At 61.7% G+C, this 15,067-nt stretch carries 16 protein-coding genes and 3 tRNA genes; 12 read left to right on the top strand and 7 right to left on the bottom strand.

The window, feature by feature from the left end:
• Positions 1-51 precede the first annotated feature (51 nt).
• Together O4220_RS00460 and mgrA are read right to left on the bottom strand one after the other, a co-directional pair.
• Positions 52-1,041, bottom strand: coding sequence for an NAD(P)H-quinone oxidoreductase (locus tag O4220_RS00460; protein WP_269601601.1), 990 nt, complete (start codon positions 1,039-1,041; stop codon positions 52-54).
• A gap of 81 nt (positions 1,042-1,122) precedes the next feature.
• Positions 1,123-2,157, bottom strand: a complete 1,035-nt coding sequence (mgrA, locus tag O4220_RS00455; protein ID WP_269601600.1) for an L-glyceraldehyde 3-phosphate reductase — start codon at positions 2,155-2,157, stop codon at positions 1,123-1,125.
• A 77-nt stretch (positions 2,158-2,234) separates the two neighbouring features.
• Between mgrA and O4220_RS00450 the strand changes: the two genes are divergently transcribed.
• From O4220_RS00450 to O4220_RS00435, 4 genes are all read left to right on the top strand, one after another.
• Positions 2,235-2,747 carry a MarR family winged helix-turn-helix transcriptional regulator gene (locus O4220_RS00450; RefSeq protein ID WP_420030289.1) on the top strand — a complete coding sequence of 171 codons (513 nt, stop codon included), beginning with the start codon at positions 2,235-2,237 and terminating at the stop codon, positions 2,745-2,747.
• A gap of 45 nt (positions 2,748-2,792) precedes the next feature.
• Positions 2,793-2,882, top strand: a tRNA-Ser gene (locus tag O4220_RS00445).
• A gap of 295 nt (positions 2,883-3,177) precedes the next feature.
• A complete protein-coding gene (locus O4220_RS00440) occupies positions 3,178-3,507 on the top strand; it encodes a hypothetical protein (protein ID WP_269601598.1) in 330 nt (109 codons plus the stop codon).
• Positions 3,508-3,571: 64 nt separating this feature from the next.
• Positions 3,572-4,384 carry a formate/nitrite transporter family protein gene (locus tag O4220_RS00435; RefSeq protein WP_269601597.1) on the top strand — a complete coding sequence of 271 codons (813 nt, stop codon included), beginning with the start codon at positions 3,572-3,574 and terminating at the stop codon, positions 4,382-4,384.
• 11 nt (positions 4,385-4,395) lie between these two features.
• Here O4220_RS00435 and O4220_RS00430 read toward each other — a convergent pair whose 3' ends face one another.
• Both O4220_RS00430 and O4220_RS00425 read right to left on the bottom strand, forming a co-directional pair.
• Positions 4,396-5,319 carry a pseudouridine synthase gene (locus tag O4220_RS00430; RefSeq protein WP_269601596.1) on the bottom strand — a complete coding sequence of 308 codons (924 nt, stop codon included), beginning with the start codon at positions 5,317-5,319 and terminating at the stop codon, positions 4,396-4,398.
• Positions 5,320-5,397: 78 nt separating this feature from the next.
• On the bottom strand, positions 5,398-5,754 hold the full coding sequence (locus O4220_RS00425; protein ID WP_269601595.1) for an excalibur calcium-binding domain-containing protein: 357 nt from the start codon (positions 5,752-5,754) through the stop codon (positions 5,398-5,400).
• Positions 5,755-5,898: 144 nt separating this feature from the next.
• Here O4220_RS00425 and O4220_RS00420 point away from each other — a divergent pair, with 144 nt between their 5' ends.
• Positions 5,899-6,102: a DUF3072 domain-containing protein gene (locus O4220_RS00420; protein WP_032381115.1), complete on the top strand. Its 204-nt coding sequence runs from the start codon at positions 5,899-5,901 to the stop codon at positions 6,100-6,102.
• 291 nt (positions 6,103-6,393) lie between these two features.
• A complete protein-coding gene (locus O4220_RS00415; protein WP_269602223.1) occupies positions 6,394-7,440 on the top strand; it encodes an alpha/beta hydrolase in 1,047 nt (348 codons plus the stop codon).
• On the opposite strand, the gene hisC is transcribed toward O4220_RS00415, so the two are convergent.
• Positions 7,429-8,484: a histidinol-phosphate transaminase gene (gene hisC, locus O4220_RS00410; protein WP_269601594.1), complete on the bottom strand. Its 1,056-nt coding sequence runs from the start codon at positions 8,482-8,484 to the stop codon at positions 7,429-7,431. The genes O4220_RS00415 and hisC overlap by 12 nt on opposite strands.
• A gap of 93 nt (positions 8,485-8,577) precedes the next feature.
• Between hisC and O4220_RS00405 the strand changes: the two genes are divergently transcribed.
• The 4 genes from O4220_RS00405 to O4220_RS00390 all read left to right on the top strand — a co-directional run bounded on the left by O4220_RS00405 (position 8,578) and on the right by O4220_RS00390 (position 10,917).
• On the top strand, positions 8,578-9,342 hold the full coding sequence (locus O4220_RS00405) for a dienelactone hydrolase family protein (RefSeq protein WP_269601593.1): 765 nt from the start codon (positions 8,578-8,580) through the stop codon (positions 9,340-9,342).
• 123 nt (positions 9,343-9,465) lie between these two features.
• Positions 9,466-9,555 (top strand) — tRNA-Ser (locus tag O4220_RS00400).
• Between the two features lie 50 nt (positions 9,556-9,605).
• Positions 9,606-9,678: transfer RNA gene (locus O4220_RS00395), tRNA-Arg, on the top strand.
• Positions 9,679-9,867: 189 nt separating this feature from the next.
• The gene (locus O4220_RS00390) at positions 9,868-10,917 is read left to right on the top strand and encodes a protein NO VEIN domain-containing protein (protein ID WP_269601592.1); all 1,050 of its coding nucleotides are present in this window, start codon (positions 9,868-9,870) and stop codon (positions 10,915-10,917) included.
• Here the strand turns inward: O4220_RS00390 and O4220_RS27870 are convergent.
• Both O4220_RS27870 and O4220_RS00385 read right to left on the bottom strand, forming a co-directional pair.
• Positions 10,906-12,123 carry a tyrosine-type recombinase/integrase gene (locus tag O4220_RS27870; RefSeq protein WP_420030288.1) on the bottom strand — a complete coding sequence of 406 codons (1,218 nt, stop codon included), beginning with the start codon at positions 12,121-12,123 and terminating at the stop codon, positions 10,906-10,908. The two genes, O4220_RS00390 and O4220_RS27870, sit on opposite strands and share 12 nt — an antisense overlap.
• The gene (locus O4220_RS00385) at positions 12,116-12,748 is read right to left on the bottom strand and encodes a helix-turn-helix domain-containing protein (protein WP_269601591.1); all 633 of its coding nucleotides are present in this window, start codon (positions 12,746-12,748) and stop codon (positions 12,116-12,118) included. The genes O4220_RS27870 and O4220_RS00385 overlap by 8 nt, the downstream gene beginning before the upstream one ends.
• Positions 12,749-12,886: 138 nt before the next feature.
• Between O4220_RS00385 and O4220_RS00380 the strand changes: the two genes are divergently transcribed.
• Together O4220_RS00380 and O4220_RS00375 are read left to right on the top strand one after the other, a co-directional pair.
• Positions 12,887-13,084, top strand: coding sequence for a helix-turn-helix transcriptional regulator (locus O4220_RS00380; protein WP_032374273.1), 198 nt, complete (start codon positions 12,887-12,889; stop codon positions 13,082-13,084).
• A gap of 1,123 nt (positions 13,085-14,207) precedes the next feature.
• Complete coding sequence (locus O4220_RS00375; protein ID WP_269601590.1) at positions 14,208-14,996, top strand: ParA family protein; 789 nt, start codon at positions 14,208-14,210, stop codon at positions 14,994-14,996.
• Positions 14,997-15,067 lie beyond the last annotated feature (71 nt).

Here is a 15,067-nt window from a genome sequence, read left to right as displayed (position 1 = left end):
CCCACTACGTGTTGCCCACTACGAGGTTCCGCTCACGACCGCTGACCTGGTCTACTGGACTCGCAGGATCACCTTTCCGATTGTCTCGGCCTCATCGAGCATTCGATGTCCTTGCGCCGCTTCGGTTATCGGGATCTCGGCGTGTACGACGGCGGTGACGCGTCCCTCGGAGATCATCGGCCACAGGTGCTCGGTCATGTCTGCGACGATGTTCGCTTTGCTCGACGGACCCGTCTCGGGTCGCCCGCGCAGCCCGGCCGCGTGAACAGATCCGCGCTTGGCGAGGAGTTTGCCGAAGTTCAGCTCTCCCTTCACACCGCCCTGCATCCCGATGGTGACGACGGTGCCGTCCATGGCCAGGGCATCGAGATTGCGATCGAGGTACTTCGCGCCCATGTTGTCCAGGATCAGGTCGGCTCCGTGATCCTCTGTCTGTGAACGAATCTCGTCGACGAAGTCCTGGTTCTTGTAGTCGATGAGGATGTCTGCACCGAGATCGGCACACATGTCCAGCTTGTACTTCGAGCCGGCGGTGACCGCGACGGTGACGCCCATCTGCTTGGCCACTTGGATTGCGTGCGTACCGATTCCGCTACCGCCGCCGTGGATGAGCAGTACCTGCCCCGAACGCATGTGCGCGTCCATCACCAGGTTGGACCACACTGTGGAGGCTACTTCCGGAAGTGCTGCCGCCACATGCAGATCGAGGCCCTTCGGAATCGGAAACAGTTGAGTTGCGGGCACCGCGACCTGCTCTGCATAGCCACCGCCGGCCAACAGTGCGCAGACTCTGTCGCCCACATTCCAACCGCTGACGCCTTCGCCGAGTTCGGAGATGATTCCCGAGCATTCGAGGCCGAGAATGTCGCTGGCACCCGGGGGCGGTGGATAGTTGCCTTGTCGCTGCATCAGGTCGGCACGGTTGACGGCGGTGGCCGAGACGTCGACGATCACCTGCCCGCGGCTCGGACGTGGGTCGGGAACCTCGGTCCATTCCATGACGTCGGGGTCGCCGAATTCTTTGAGTGTGATGGCACGCATGTCTCCATAGTGCGCCTCCGGCGCAGTGGTGCGGTTGAGTGCCCTCTGGAGCACTCAACCGCACCACTGCCGCAGGCACTCCTACAGGTCCCAGAGGTTGATCCCGAAGTCCTCGGCGTGCTGGTCGATCTGGGCCAGCTCGTCGGCCGAGAAGTCGAGGTTGTCCAGCGCAGCCACGTTGTTCTCCAGCTGTTCGACGCTCGATGCGCCGATCAGGACCGACGTCACCCGCGGGTCGCGCAGGGCCCAGCTCAGCGCGAGCTGGGCGAGGGATTGACCGCGGGAGGTGGCGATGTCGTTCAATGCCCGAAGGTGTCCGATGTGGTCGTCGGTGAGCCAATCCGGGTTCAACGACTTGCCCTGTGCTGCGCGCGAATCCGCAGGAATGCCGTCGAGGTACCTGTCGGTGAGCATGCCCTGGGCCAAGGGGGAGAACGCAATGACGCCTGCGCCGATCGCGTCGAGGGTGCCGAGCAGGTCGGGCTCGATCCAGCGGTTGACCATCGAATAGCTGGGCTGGTGAATCAGCAGGGGAACACCCGCGTAGGCGAGTAGGTCCGCCATCTTCTGCGTCCCCTCGGGCTTGTAGGAGCTGATGCCCGCGTACAGGGCCTTGCCCTGCTGGACCGCGCTGATCAGCGCGCCTGCGGTTTCCTCGATCGGGGTGTCGTGGTCGGGTCGGTGGCTGTAGAAGATGTCGACGTGGTCCAGGCGCATGCGCGTCAACGATTGGTCCAGCGAAGAGAGCAAATATTTCCGTGAACCACCGAATCCGTAGGGGCCGGGCCACATGTCCCAGCCGGCTTTGCTCGAAATGATCAGCTCGTCGCGATAGCCGGCGAAATCCTCCGAGAAGATGCGGCCGAAATTCTTCTCCGCACTGCCGTAGGGCGGACCGTAGTTGTTGGCCAGATCGAAGTGCGTGATCCCCAGATCGAAGGCGCGACGCAGGATCGCACGCTGGTTCATCAGTGGAATGTCGTCGCCGAAGTTGTGCCACAGTCCCAACGAGATTGCCGGGAGCTTCGGTCCGCGTGATCCCACTTGCCGGAAGTGCATGGACTCGTATCTGTCGGCTGCGGCAACGTACGGCGGTTCGATGTTGGGATCTGTCATAACTCGACCATAGGTCTCGGACTCGAATCGAACATTCAACCAGTGCAAGCTACTCGTCGGTAGATTTCCTGCCTAAGATGTCACGGGTGACGGCCGAACTAGCCATTGGTTCCGGGGGGGACCCGCAGTGGCTCGACACTGCGGAAATGAAAGCATGGCGCGCCTACATGGACGGCGGGCAACGATTGATGGGGGTATTGAACAAAGATCTGCAGGATGGCCACGATCTGTCGATGGCGGAATACCGCATCCTGGTGATGTTGTCCGAATCTGTCGACGGCTCAGTGCGGATGAGCGAGCTGGCCGACGGCGTTCTGTCTTCGAGAAGTCGCCTGACGCATCAGATCAGGCGAATGGAAGTTCAGGACATGGTCACTCGCAGCACCTGCGTCGACGACGGTAGAGGTGTGCTCGCGGTGATCACCGAGGAAGGCCGTCGACGATTGGCGGAGGCGGCACCCACACATGTGCGCAGTGTGCGCCGACATCTTGTCGATCTGCTTTCTCCGCAGGAACTCGAAGTGTTGGGCGACATCTTCGAGAAGGTCGACGCAGCGATGGACGCATCCGGCTCGACGCCGCGTCGATGAGGGGCGATTGGGTCTCGGGCTGCCCGGCCGTTTAAGATCGCACACGGAAGCGTGGCAGAGCGGCCCAATGCACTCGCCTTGAAAGCGAGAGACGTGTAAAAGCGTCCGGGGGTTCAAATCCCTCCGCTTCCGCCACATGCTCGTTCTCGAACTCCGGCCCACCCGCAAGGGTGGGCCGGTTTCGTTCGCCCTGGTCGGTGCGTGGCATCCATGTCGCTTTCCTCGGGGATGCGCCGCAACCCTCGCGAGTAGCCGATGATGGGACAATCGATCGGTGAGACATAGTGAGACAGTTCGAGTCTCGGACGGCCACATGCGATTGGCTCAGCAAGTATCCCTGGACTTGATCTGGCCTCCTGAGGGTGTCCCGGGCTTTGTGTACTTCGGTGACGGAGGAGCGCTGATCAGCACAGGAATTTCAGGTGGCTTCGTGAGCGTCGAGCTACGAATGCTCGAAGGTGAACCTGAGCTGGATCTCCACTCGTGGGAAGACGTCGACGAGGGCGACCTCGTAACCAAGGCCGGCGGCATTCGACTGTCGGCTGGTATGGAGTTCAAGAACTGGATACCCGGAGGCCGCGAAGGCCTGACTCCTCGTGGGCCGGCGCTGCATCGGGTTCGGGTCAGTGCCACCGGAAGAAGCTCGAACTACGACTTGGTTGTGGACGCCGACGAACCTGTCGAGTCCTACTCGATAGAAATCTGGCAGACGCGGTCTTTGTCAGCGCCGGTCGTCCACAAGCACTCGTCGGGCCGGTAAGAGGTCCGACACAGGATTGCCGACGGGCTGGTATCGATACCGCTTTTGTGGGTACTACCTGCAGATGAGCGAAGAAGCGCGGCGCAACGACGGCGACAACGAGGGACCTCTGGAAGAGGAACTCGAGGAAAGTTTCGACGCTGTCGTGTCGGAGGGTGCCGAACGATTGCACCGCACCGCGCGCACGGTGCTGATCACCGGATTCTTCGGTGGTCTCGAAGTTGCTCTGGGTGTGATGGCATATCTCGCGGTGCTGGACGAGACCGACAGTCACCTGCTGGCGGGTCTGGCGTTCGGAATCGGCCTGGTGGCTATCTATCTCGCACATGGTGAATTGTTCACCGAGGACTTCCTGATGCCGATCGCAGCCGTGGTAGCCCGCAACGGAACACCGTTGCAGCTGGTGAGGCTGTGGGTCGGGACGCTACTGGCCAATCTGCTGGGCGGTTGGTTCGTGATGTGGTTGATCGCGCACGCGTTTCCGCAGTGGCTGGAGGTGTTGTCCGAGTCGGCGCACCATTTCGTCGACGCGCCACTGAATCTTCAGTCGATCTGCCTGGCTGTTCTCGGTGGCAGCACGATGACGCTGCTGACCCGCATGCAGCAGGGAACAACATCTGACGTCGCACGGATCATCGCCGCCATGGCGGCCGGGTTCCTTCTGGCCGGGCTGCAGTTGTTCCACTCGATTCTCGATTCCCTGCTGATCTTCGGGGCCATCCACGCGGGTGCGGACGTGAGCTACGTGTCCTGGATCGAATGGTTCGGATATACGGTGCTGTTCAACATCATCGGCGGCGTCGTGTTGGTCACCGCGCTCCGCCTGGTGCGCACGAAGGAACTCGTCGAGTCCGCGCGTGACCGAAATCCTGAGTAGCACAACGGGGCTCACTGGCCCCCAGTCGACCCCCAACGCTCCAGGCTCAATCCGGTCTCGAAGCAGCGCACAGACTTGGAAACAGGATCGACGAATTCGATTGCACTGGCGAGTAATTGGAGTGGATCGGTGAAATCGTCGACGGCCCGGTTGGTGGCCGTCGGGTAGAGGTCGTCACCGAGGATCGGCTTACCGAGTGAATTCATGTGCAGTCGCAGTTGATGGGTGCGGCCGGTCAACGGTGTCAGTCGATAGTGGCCGAGTCCGGCCCGATGGTCCACGAGTTCGACGGTGGTGTGCGCGTTGGGTTCTCCGGACACCTCGTGGGCCGTGAATTGTCCTCTCTCCGAAATGATTCGACTGCGGACGACGGTGGGCAGGGTCAGCGTGGGGTCATACGAAGCAATCGCCTCGTACTCCTTGTGAACCTTTCGATCCTGGAACAACGTCTGATACGCGCCGCGGAGTGTCGGATCGACGACGAAGAGGACCAGGCCCGCGGTGACGCGGTCGAGTCGGTGAGCGGGCACCAGTTGCGGCAGATCGAGTTCGAGACGCAGTCGGACCAGCGCGGTCTGCAGGATATGTCCGCCGCGGGGGATGGTCGGCAGAAAGTGCGGCTTGTCGATCACCAGTAGCGCGTCGTCGCGGTGCACGATCGAGATCTCGAACGGCACAACGGTTTCCGTCGGAAGGTCGCGGTGGAACCAGACTGCCTCGCCGGCCACGTACGGCGCGTCGGAGGAGATGGGACCGCCCATGTCGACGATCTCGCCGGCGTCGAACATGGCGTCGATCCGGTGTCGAGGAATACGCAGCTCGGTCGCTGTCAGGAAGTCACGGACGGTGCGCCAGGTGCCGTCCTCGGGCATTCGGATGCGCGCGGGGTCCAGGCCGTGTCGCTTCGCCAGGGGAGGTTGCTGGCGTCGTCTCACCGAGTGAGCGTATCCGCCCGTCGAGATCGCACTTGTGCAGGCATTTCATGATGATCTGCCCGCACAAGTGCGAATTCGCTACTCGCAGCCGATGCCGTCGTTGTCGCGGTCGAGGTGGGGGCCGTAGCCGTACTCGTCGCGGTAGACGGGAGCGGCACCGGCGTCACGTGCGGCATCACAGTTCTTGTACTGGAATCCGCTGGGCCGAGGCGCAGGGGCGGGCGCGCCCTGCTGCTGCGGCGCGGGTGCGCCCTGCGGGGCAGGCGGGGGTGCGAAGGCGGGCGGCGGAGGCAGGACGCAGAACTGGGCCGAGCCGGCTCCGCACAGGAAATCGGTGATCGGGTCGGCAGAGGCGACGGCAGGGGAGGCGACCACGGCTGCCGCCGCAATGACGCTGGAGATGCCGATCTTGACCAGCAGGGTTTTCGTCTTCATGAGGTTCCAATCGAGGGGGGTGTGACGTGGAGCATTGCCGGGTGATGATTGAACTGTCAATGAAGTCATTCGCACGACCTACGGACGTGCCTCCTGCAACAGGAACGTGTTTGGAACCCGTCGATTCGGCGTATCTACGAACGTATGAGCGAAAACGAGCAGGTCAACCAGAACCCCGAGAAGGATCCCGACGACTGGGTCACCGGCGACGAGCCGATGACCGGGCCGCAGAAGAGCTACTTGAGCACCCTCGCTCAGGAGGCCGGGCAGGAAGTTCCCGACGATCTGAACAAGGCTCAGGCGTCGGAAATGATCGACAAGTTGCAGGGCGAGACCGGCCGCGGCTGAGTCGACGCCACGGAAGTCCACTCGATGTGACATCGACCCCCGAAAAGTCCACCGAATGTCACATCGAGTGCCTCCCGAACGACGGCGGATTCGGCACATCGGACCAGGTAGACCGTTACATCTTCGGTAGATGTAACAAAGGATCACGCAGACTTTTGTACGCGTCGTTTCGCGGCTACTGTGAGCGGACCCACAGGCTTCGGCGTGTCTGCGCAGCGGTGGGTACGTTGTGTAACGGATGTTGTTTGTGTTGCGCCCGCGAGGGTGCGCCTGGGGAGGATGGCAGATCAGATGCACCGTCGTGTGTTGGCAGTAGCGGGAACTGCTCTGGCGGTTTCCCTGCTGGGGTCGGGTCTCGCCGGGGCGCAGCCGCTGCCCGGTACCGGCAGTTCCGATGGTGGCGGCGCAGTGCCCAGCATGGAGGCCCAGTCCTCGCCATTGGCCCCGGCCCGAATCGATCGGGTCGACATGTTGACCGACCGCCGCGCTGCGGTGTGGGTCGACTCGCCCGCCATGGGCCGCGCCATTCAGGTCCAGGTTCTTCTTCCGGCCGCGCAGGCCGTGTCCCGCCCGACGCTCTACATGCTCGACGGTGTGAGTGCAGGCAAGGAATCCGATTACAAGGAAAGCACCTGGACGCAGAAGACCGACATCGTCGATTTCTTCGCGGACAAGCAGGTCAACGTAGTGCTCCCGGTCGGCGGATCGAGCAGCTACTACACCGACTGGAATGTTCCGGATCCAGTGCTCGGTGTGAACAAGTGGGAGACGTTCCTGACGTCGGAGCTGCCGCCGCTGATCGATGCGCGCTTCTCCGGTAACGGCACCAACGCGATCGCGGGTGTCTCGATGGGCGCGCAGGCCGCCATGGACCTGATCACGCGTCACCCCAGTCTCTACACCGGCGTCGCTGGCCTGAGCGGTTGCTACGACAATTCGCAGACCAACTTCAAGGATGCGGTGCGCGCTACCGTCGCGACCAACGGCGGAAACGCGTCCAACATGTGGGGCGAGAACACCGACCCTCTGTGGGTGCAGCACGACCCATCCGCCAACGCCGAGGCCCTCCGTGGCAAAGACGTCTACATCTCCGTCGGTACCGGTTTGCCCGGCCCGTACGAACTCGGTCCCGGAGGTAGTGGACCGGAGAGTGCGCTCATGGGCGGACCGCTCGAGGCCGCCGCGCTGTACTGCACGACAGTGTTCGATACGAGACTGCGAGCGTTGGACATCCCTGCGACAACCGTCTATCGCCCCTACGGCATTCACGGCTGGCCGTACTGGCAGGACGACCTGCGTGAATCCTGGCCGACGCTCGAACGGGCGCTAGGCCTGTAGGGCGTACTTCAGAAATGCGTCGTTCTCGTGCGGGTCGCCGATGGTGACCCGCACGCCGTCGTTTCCGTAGGCGCGCAGCAGCAGGCCCTGTTCGGCTGCAGCCGACGCGAATGCACCGGACCTCTCGGCCAACGGCAGCCAGACGAAGTTCGACTGCGACGCGTTGACGTCGAAGCCTCCCGCGACCAGAGCGTCGCGTACGCGGTCACGTTCGACGATGAGGGCGTCGGTGCGGGCCAGTAGCTCCGCCGAAGCCTCGAGCGACGACAGTGCTGCCTGCTGCGCGATCGTGCTGACGGCGAACGCAATCCGCACCTTGGACAGAGCCGTGATCACCTCGGGATCGGCAACTGCGTAGCCCACGCGCAGGCCCGCGAGTCCGTAGGCCTTCGAGAACGTGCGCAACACGATCACGTTGCGTCGTCCACGCGCGAGTTCGACGCCGTCGACGTGATCGCCGTCAGCGGCGGGACGGGTGTACTCGAAGTAGGCCTCGTCCAATACGACGAGGATGTTCGACGGCACCGCATCGAGAAAGGCCTCGAGCTCGGCACGCCGGACGACGGTTCCCGTCGGGTTGTTGGGGTTGCACACGAAGATCAGGCGGGTGCGGTCGGTGATGGCCGCGAGCATCGCGTCCAGATCGTGCACGTGGTCTGCGGTCAGCGGAACCTGCACGGGTGTCGCCCCGGCAACGCGCGTGATGATCGGGTACGCCTCGAACGAACGCCATGCGAACAGCACCTCGTCGCCGGGGCCACACGTGATCTGAACGACCTCTTGGCACAGTGCAACCGAACCGTTACCTGCGGCTACATTTTCGGTCGCAACTCCGAGCTTCTTCGCCAAGGATTCGACCAGTGCCGTCGCCCGGATGTCGGGGTAGCGGTTGACGCCACCGACAGCCTCGGCAATAGCGGCATGCACGCTGGGCAGCGGGCCCTGCGTTGTTTCGTTGCTCGCCAGCTTGATTGCCCCCGGAAAGCTACGGCCGGGAATGTAAGCGGGGATGGCGTCGAGGTCGGGGCGGATGCGCGCGGTCACGGCTGCCATTATGCGCTCAGGTTCGGGGTTGACTTCTACGCGTCCGTGATATTGCTGTGCACGACCGGACCGATCGTCCTATCTTCGATAAGTATGTCGGGAATCTTCAGCGACGCCGCAGTCCTTCGGTCCGCCACCGCGCCCACAGTCGGCGCAGACGACGAGGTGGATACGTCCGCACACGAATCTCCGCCTCGAGAGAAGGTGCCTCTGACGGCCATCGAACCGGAGGGCACACCGCGCGGCGGAATCGTCGTGCTGCACGAGGCTCGTGAAATTCCGCAATCTCTGCTCGACCTGCTGCGTGCACTGGCGATGGAAGGCTGGCTCGCCGTAGCCCCGAACCTCTTCCACCGGGGTCACGGCGACGACAAGGAAGTCTTCGGCGACGACCTCTTCGCAGATTTCGATGCCACCTCCGACTGGCTGGTGCAGCGCGGGGTCTATCCCGATTGTGTCGGGGTCATCGGATTCGACGATGCAGGTACAGCCGCGTTGATCGTGGCCACCAGCCGTCCGGTCGGAGCGGCGGTCAGTGTTGCCGCGGCAGGCATCGTCGAACCGCTCAACTCCGACGCGGTCGCGTTGGTCGAGGCTGTACCCAAGCTGCAGGCCCCCTGGCTCGGTCTCTACGGCGAGGACGACCCGCACACCCCACCCGATCACATCGAAGCCCTTCGCGACGCTGCCACGCATGCCTCAGTGGCCACGAACATCGTCAGCTATTCGGGTGTGCAGCATCGGGCCGATCATCCCAGGGAACAACCGGGCAGCAGCGACCACACCGATCCGGCCGAGGCCGCTCTGGTCGACGCGCAGACCCGAATCTTCGATTGGTTCGACAGCTTCATGCGCTGAAGAGCAACAAGCATCTTTTACGCGAACGCCGTGCGAACCTGAGGCGTCGACCAGCCGTTTTGCCTTCTGGCCTTTGCCGTGTGTAATCTCTTTCCTCGGCGGTCCGAGAGGGCCGGCAGCCTAGGAGGCGTGCCAGAGCGGCCGAATGGGAGTCACTGCTAATGACTTGTCCTTTCACCGGGACCGGAGGTTCAAATCCTCTCGCCTCCGCCACGAACGGTAGATTTTTACCGTTCAGCTAGACCAGTTGGATAACTGAACATGCGCCCGTAGCTCAACGGATAGAGCACTTGACTACGGATCAAGAGGTTAGGGGTTCGAATCCCTTCGGGCGCACAGAAGAAGAAGCCCCGAACTGCAGCGATGCGGTTCGGGGCTTCTTCGCTGCCCGTCCGAGTTGCTCCCTGCTCAACACTTACTCAACACATTGCTCGGATTTGGGCGCGAAAGTGTTGAGTTCATGGCTTCGAACCGGACAGTCTCAGTCCCGACATTCGAACGGCACGTCCGTGACACAGTGGCGTCGTGACGATCAACGAGTGGTGGCTGACGGACACAGCCGAGCGGTATTGGATGGAGACGATCAGGCGCGACGATTTCGGTGACGGAATCAGAGCCCCGTTTGCGAAGCGAAACGGAGACTCGACGCCGTACTGGGAGCTCGTCAACCACGTTCGGGACGGCGACGTCGTACTCCACTGGACCACGGCCCGGGATGGGAAACCATCCAGGTTCGTCGGTTGGTCGATCGTCGACGGTGAGCCGTACGAGGTCGACAACCTCGTGTACAACGACAACAGCCCCGCGAGCGGCCGAGAAGCTCTGTTGCGCGACTACACCGAGTTCTCGACGTCGGTTACTTTCCAGGATTTGAACGAACGCCTACCCGCCATCCGCTCGGTGCAGGATGTCCTCGAGATCGGCCGTGACGGAAGCATCTACTTTCCGTTCGCATTTCTCTCGAATGGAACCCTCCGCCCCAAACAAGGTGGGTACCTCACCAAATTTCCCTCTGCATTATTCGGTGTGCTGCCAGAACTTGCTGTCGCACAGATCTACTCTTCAGCCGAGCGAGGCGTGGATGGCAAGAGATCGGAGACGTCGTCGACGGCGCGTTCGGATCGCCGGCAAGCCGTCGAAGCAGGTTACGTGTCGGACCCCAAGGTCCGGCGAGCGATCGAGATGCAGGCCGTGCGACAGGCGATTCAGCACTACGAGTCGCTCGGGTACGAGTGCAAGGATGTCGGTGCATCTCGGCCGTTCGACCTCCTACTGTTCGGTTCTGGAGACCTAGCAAGCGAGCGGCACGTCGAAGTGAAGGGCTCGACGGGGCAGGCCAATGCCGTCGAACTCACCCACGGCGAGGTCAACCATGCACGGCAATTTCAGCCAACCGACCTGTTCGTTGTCAGTGGAATCACTTGGCTTCGCCACGGGAGTGATGTCGTGACCAGCCCAGGTCATGCGCGAGTATTCAGTGAGTGGGCTCCGAGAGACGAGGATCTTCTACCGATCCGATTCAGACACGCGGTCCCTGACCAGCATGACCTGACGCCACCCGAGTTACAGATTTGATGACTCATTGGAGTAGTTCGAGGGTCCGTACAGATCTAGAGCTGCGGTCAGATTTGGCGCAGAATTGATCCGTTGGATGTAGTGAGCTTCGGTGACACGCGTCGATGAATGCCCCAGCTGGGTTTGCGCGGTCTCGATGCCATAGGTTTCCTTGATCAATGTGGCAACCGTCTTGCGGAAAGAATGCGGTCTCACCCAGGAGAAGTCCGCGCCGAGCGCAGCCCTCCACGATCGTCTGACGTTGGATGGCGAAAGCCAGTTGCCGGTGCTTGTCACGAATACTGCCTCGTGAGGGTTGATGAATACCGGCGATTCTGCTCGCCGCCTCAGTATCGTCGCTGCGAACTCGGGTAGAACCAATGTCAACGGCGGGGAACCGCCTTTCCTGTGTTCCTGACGCCATAGGCGCTCGCCGGCAACCCGAGGAACTATCAACGTCGCCTGTATCGTCGCGGTCGCAGGGCTGACGTCGAGACGGAGATCCGGATAGCGAAGAGCTAGCACCTCGCCGATCCGTGCCCCAGTCGCAATCAAGAGGTCCATGATGTCTTGTAGGTCTTGGCCAGGCTTGGGACCAGGCTTCCGTTTCACCGTCCCGTCCGCGAGAACCTCTTCGTGAGCGCAATAAGCTCCGACTCGGCTTCGGATTTCGTTCAGCTCGTCTAGAGTGACGGACCTGACCGGCTGCCTGGCCTTCTTTGGCAGCGCCACTTCTCGGACCGGGTTCTGTGGCATGAGGTCCAATCGGACGGCTTTGGAGAAGACTCCTGTGCACACCACACGTGCAATGCGGGCGCTACTGGGAGCTCGCGCGGCCAGTTCTCGGAGGAACGAATCTATGGTGCCTGTGCGGACCTCCCTGACGAGTAGTTCACCGATGGCCGGTGCACACAGCTTGTTCCAAACATCGAGATAGCGGCTGTAGGACTGCGCAGCCAGTGCTGGCTCCTGCTCGGCAAACCAACTCGAGGCCAGCGCTGAGACGGTCGAACTACTCGTCAGGCCGCTTGCGCGGGTAGGTGCCAGCCTGTTCTGTAGTTTCGCGTTCAAGTTCCGCCGAGCGGCCTCTGGGGACCGGCCGCTTGCCTCGACCAAGCGGCGCACGCCGTCGGAATCTCGGATACGAACCTTTGCGACGAAAGCCGATCCGCGCTTTGTGTTCGTGATCTTTCCCCACTCTCCAGGGGCAGTGCGCTGCCTAGCCATCCTCTTCGTCCTGCGTGTCCATGCCCAGTTCTGTCATCCGTCGAAAGAGTTCTTCCGAGCGCCGTCGCGCATCCTCGTACAGATACTGCATCGACTCGATATGTTCGGCGGATTCGTTCTTGGACAATCCGTTTCGCAGTTGTACCCGGGCGCGACGCATGGCCTTGAGTGCGTCGAGCCATTCGCGAGTGATTCCGACACGATCGTTTCTCGGGTCGAAGGTGTCTCGGACCCACATGTCGAGAGGAGTTTCTGATTCCTCTTCAGTCCATTCTGAGCTCGGTCGCATGAGTCCGGCCTCGCCGCTGAACCAGCGGAGGGCATCGTGAGATTCTTGCGGCAGCCCAGGGAGTACTTCGACCTTCCCTTTGGGAAGGTCGGGGAAGACCAACTGTGCAGGTGAGACTCCCAGTGCCGCAGCCAATACAAGCAATTCTGAGACGTCAAGGCTCTTCTTTCGGCCTGTCTCCAAGTCTGCAACCACCGACCGGGAAATTCCCCACCCGAAGTCGACAGTTCTGTCGGCGAGCTTTGCCGCGGACAGTGCGGAGTGGTCTTTACCCCGGAGTCGGCGAACTTCCGAGGCGACCCGGGCAACGATCGATTCCGCCCAAGACTGCGTCATGGGTACGCAGTCTAGCTGAAAATACGTCCGTCTTGTGGGTGGGGTACGTAGTTGCTACTCTGTGGTGGAACCACATGGACTGATCCAATGAGTCCCACAGAATGTGGCTCTACTACACAATCAGTGGAGGTGCTGAAGATGCCCAGACGGCTGCTGTCTGTCCCGGAGGCCATGGCTTGCACGGGACTTGGACGATCCAACTTCTTCAACAAGATCGCGTCGGGAGAAATCCGGAGCGTGAAGGTCGGCAAGCGTCGGCTCATCCCGGATACGGCTATCGATGAGTACATCGAAGGTCTTGAGGCGGAATCCGACGCCAGTTCAGGCGTCGCGTAAGGCCCAGGGCCAACTGCCCCTCAGGAAACTGAAACGCCCCCGGAGAATCTCGGTGTTACCAGCACCGAGGCCGAGGGCGTCGAAACCACAACCCGTGAGGAAGGAGCTTCGCCACCGAGCATAGAGCGTCTTGACAAGTGATTCAAGACATTTCGCTGACGCACCGTTCTCCGCCCTTGATTTCGGTCAGGGGCCGAACGGGCGATGACGCACGCTTCGATTCGCGATCGCGCGGTCGAACCCTTCTGCTCGCACTCGAACAAGCCTTCGCTGTGAACCTTCTAGCAAAGGCCTGATGTGTCGCAGCAGCGTCGTTTTCTGGCAGAGCCCGACGTAACACCAGCCTGCCGCCGGCCTGTGCACCCTGTGTAAATCCTCTGAGACCGGCCTCGAGGCACCACACGCTCGACTGATCATCGAGCGAGTGGCGATACCGAGCAGCCGCGCGTCCATCGTGACGCGGGGCTATCGGACGTGGAGCGGACAACGTGGGTGCGGAAATTGGCTCAGGGGCCATGGGGGGTCCGAGACAGACCGACGAAGTACCACGCCCTTGAACCCCGCCACTACTGAAGAGGATCCATGAGAACCCTTGAGCAACATCGAATCGAGCCTCACCTGCTTTCGCTCGTACGTCGACTTCATCCGTCACTGCCTGTGCGGTTTGGCGATCGAGCCGGATTCCCCAAGCCCGCCTTGGCGTCAGCGGCCAAGCGTGATGAATATCCAGGCTGTAGTCATAGCGAATCCAATGACGCACTGCACGAGCTGTATTCAGCCGTACATCGAATACCAGCAAGGCTTGAATCGCCCGTCTCTCGGTCATCACCTGATTGGCCACCAGTGCCAGTGTCGCGTGTATCAGGTGCAATACGCGCCATAGGCGTAACGGATCCGACAGAGCCCACTCGCGCCACAGGTCCTTTACCGCTCGTGCTTCCCTCTCATGTGTTGTCGGGCAATAGACCCCATGCGGGTGATGCCTCCGTCGCCAGTACGGCGACCTATTCACCCGATGCTCGCCGCGGCTGGGATACATCCCTCAGCCGACTGGGGTGCCATGCGTCCCTCGCCACCATTTCGCTCATTACCCGCAACTCCTGCAATGAAAGTGAGACCCACCATGCCCGCTGACATCATCGCGTTCTGCAACCAGAAGGGTGGCGTGGGCAAAACCACCGAGACCTTTCACCTCACCGACGCCGCCGCGCGTGCGGGCAAACGAGTTCTCGTCATAGATATAGACCCGCAAGGCAACCTCAGTACGGTCCTCGCCGCACAGCCTCTTGCTCTCGACGACCTCGGTGTCGCAGACGTGCTTTCGGACTCTTCAGGAGCAACGATCGGCGACGCAGTCGTACCCTGCATCTGGCCAGGTGTCGACCTGGTCCCGACAGTGCCCGGGAACGAATCACTCGCGTATGTGAGAGACCAGCTGGTGGTTGCGGGAGCGGGGCGCGAGCGCCGACTTCGAGATGCACTCGAAACCGTTGCTGATCAGTACGACGTCATCCTGATCGACTGCCCGCCCAGCTTGGACCTGCTGACTATCAACGCACTCGTTGCGGCACGCAAAGTTGTTGTCGTCAGCCAATCTGCGTTGTTCTCGGCGAACGGCTTGGCGCGATTACGCCGGACAATCGACGCGGTCAGACGAAGCTACAACGCCGACCTCCGCCTCCTCGGTGCGGTGATCAACCTGCACGAGAACCAAACCATCGCCGGCCGAGAACAACTCATCGAGATTGCAGCCAGCATTGACATTCTTGGTGATCCAGTGCCGAAACGAGTGGTCATCAAAGACTCGATGGAATCGCAGACCAGTCTTAAGGACTGGGGAACAACCCAAGCGCGGAGCCTGTGGACTATCTACCGCGACACAGTCGAGATCCTCATTGATGGAGAGCAGTGATGGCGCGGCCCGAGCGGATGAAGAGTGCACTGGCCGGTTCAAGCCCTGTGAATCCACCTCACCCGGGGAAC

The sequence above is a fragment of the Rhodococcus ruber genome, from assembly GCF_027270735.1.
Classification (GTDB): domain Bacteria; phylum Actinomycetota; class Actinomycetes; order Mycobacteriales; family Mycobacteriaceae; genus Rhodococcoides; species Rhodococcoides rubrum_A.
The sequence above is the reverse complement of the archived record's forward strand: the minus strand, read 5'-3'. Positions and strand labels throughout refer to the sequence as shown.

What these genes read in the sequence shown, in the direction of transcription:
- O4220_RS00460 (WP_269601601.1), bottom strand. Translation starts at nt 1,041, where the DNA reads ATGCGTGCCATCACACTCAAAGAATTCGGCGACCCCGACGTCATGGAA.
- mgrA (WP_269601600.1), bottom strand. Translation starts at nt 2,157, where the DNA reads ATGACAGATCCCAACATCGAACCGCCGTACGTTGCCGCAGCCGACAGA.
- O4220_RS00450 (WP_420030289.1), top strand. Translation starts at nt 2,235, where the DNA reads ATGTCACGGGTGACGGCCGAACTAGCCATTGGTTCCGGGGGGGACCCG.
- O4220_RS00435 (WP_269601597.1), top strand. Translation starts at nt 3,572, where the DNA reads ATGAGCGAAGAAGCGCGGCGCAACGACGGCGACAACGAGGGACCTCTG.
- O4220_RS00425 (WP_269601595.1), bottom strand. Translation starts at nt 5,754, where the DNA reads ATGAAGACGAAAACCCTGCTGGTCAAGATCGGCATCTCCAGCGTCATT.
- O4220_RS00420 (WP_032381115.1), top strand. Translation starts at nt 5,899, where the DNA reads ATGAGCGAAAACGAGCAGGTCAACCAGAACCCCGAGAAGGATCCCGAC.
- O4220_RS00415 (WP_269602223.1), top strand. Translation starts at nt 6,394, where the DNA reads ATGCACCGTCGTGTGTTGGCAGTAGCGGGAACTGCTCTGGCGGTTTCC.
- O4220_RS00405 (WP_269601593.1), top strand. Translation starts at nt 8,578, where the DNA reads ATGTCGGGAATCTTCAGCGACGCCGCAGTCCTTCGGTCCGCCACCGCG.
- O4220_RS27870 (WP_420030288.1), bottom strand. Translation starts at nt 12,123, where the DNA reads ATGGCTAGGCAGCGCACTGCCCCTGGAGAGTGGGGAAAGATCACGAAC.
- O4220_RS00385 (WP_269601591.1), bottom strand. Translation starts at nt 12,748, where the DNA reads ATGACGCAGTCTTGGGCGGAATCGATCGTTGCCCGGGTCGCCTCGGAA.
- O4220_RS00380 (WP_032374273.1), top strand. Translation starts at nt 12,887, where the DNA reads ATGCCCAGACGGCTGCTGTCTGTCCCGGAGGCCATGGCTTGCACGGGA.
- O4220_RS00375 (WP_269601590.1), top strand. Translation starts at nt 14,208, where the DNA reads ATGCCCGCTGACATCATCGCGTTCTGCAACCAGAAGGGTGGCGTGGGC.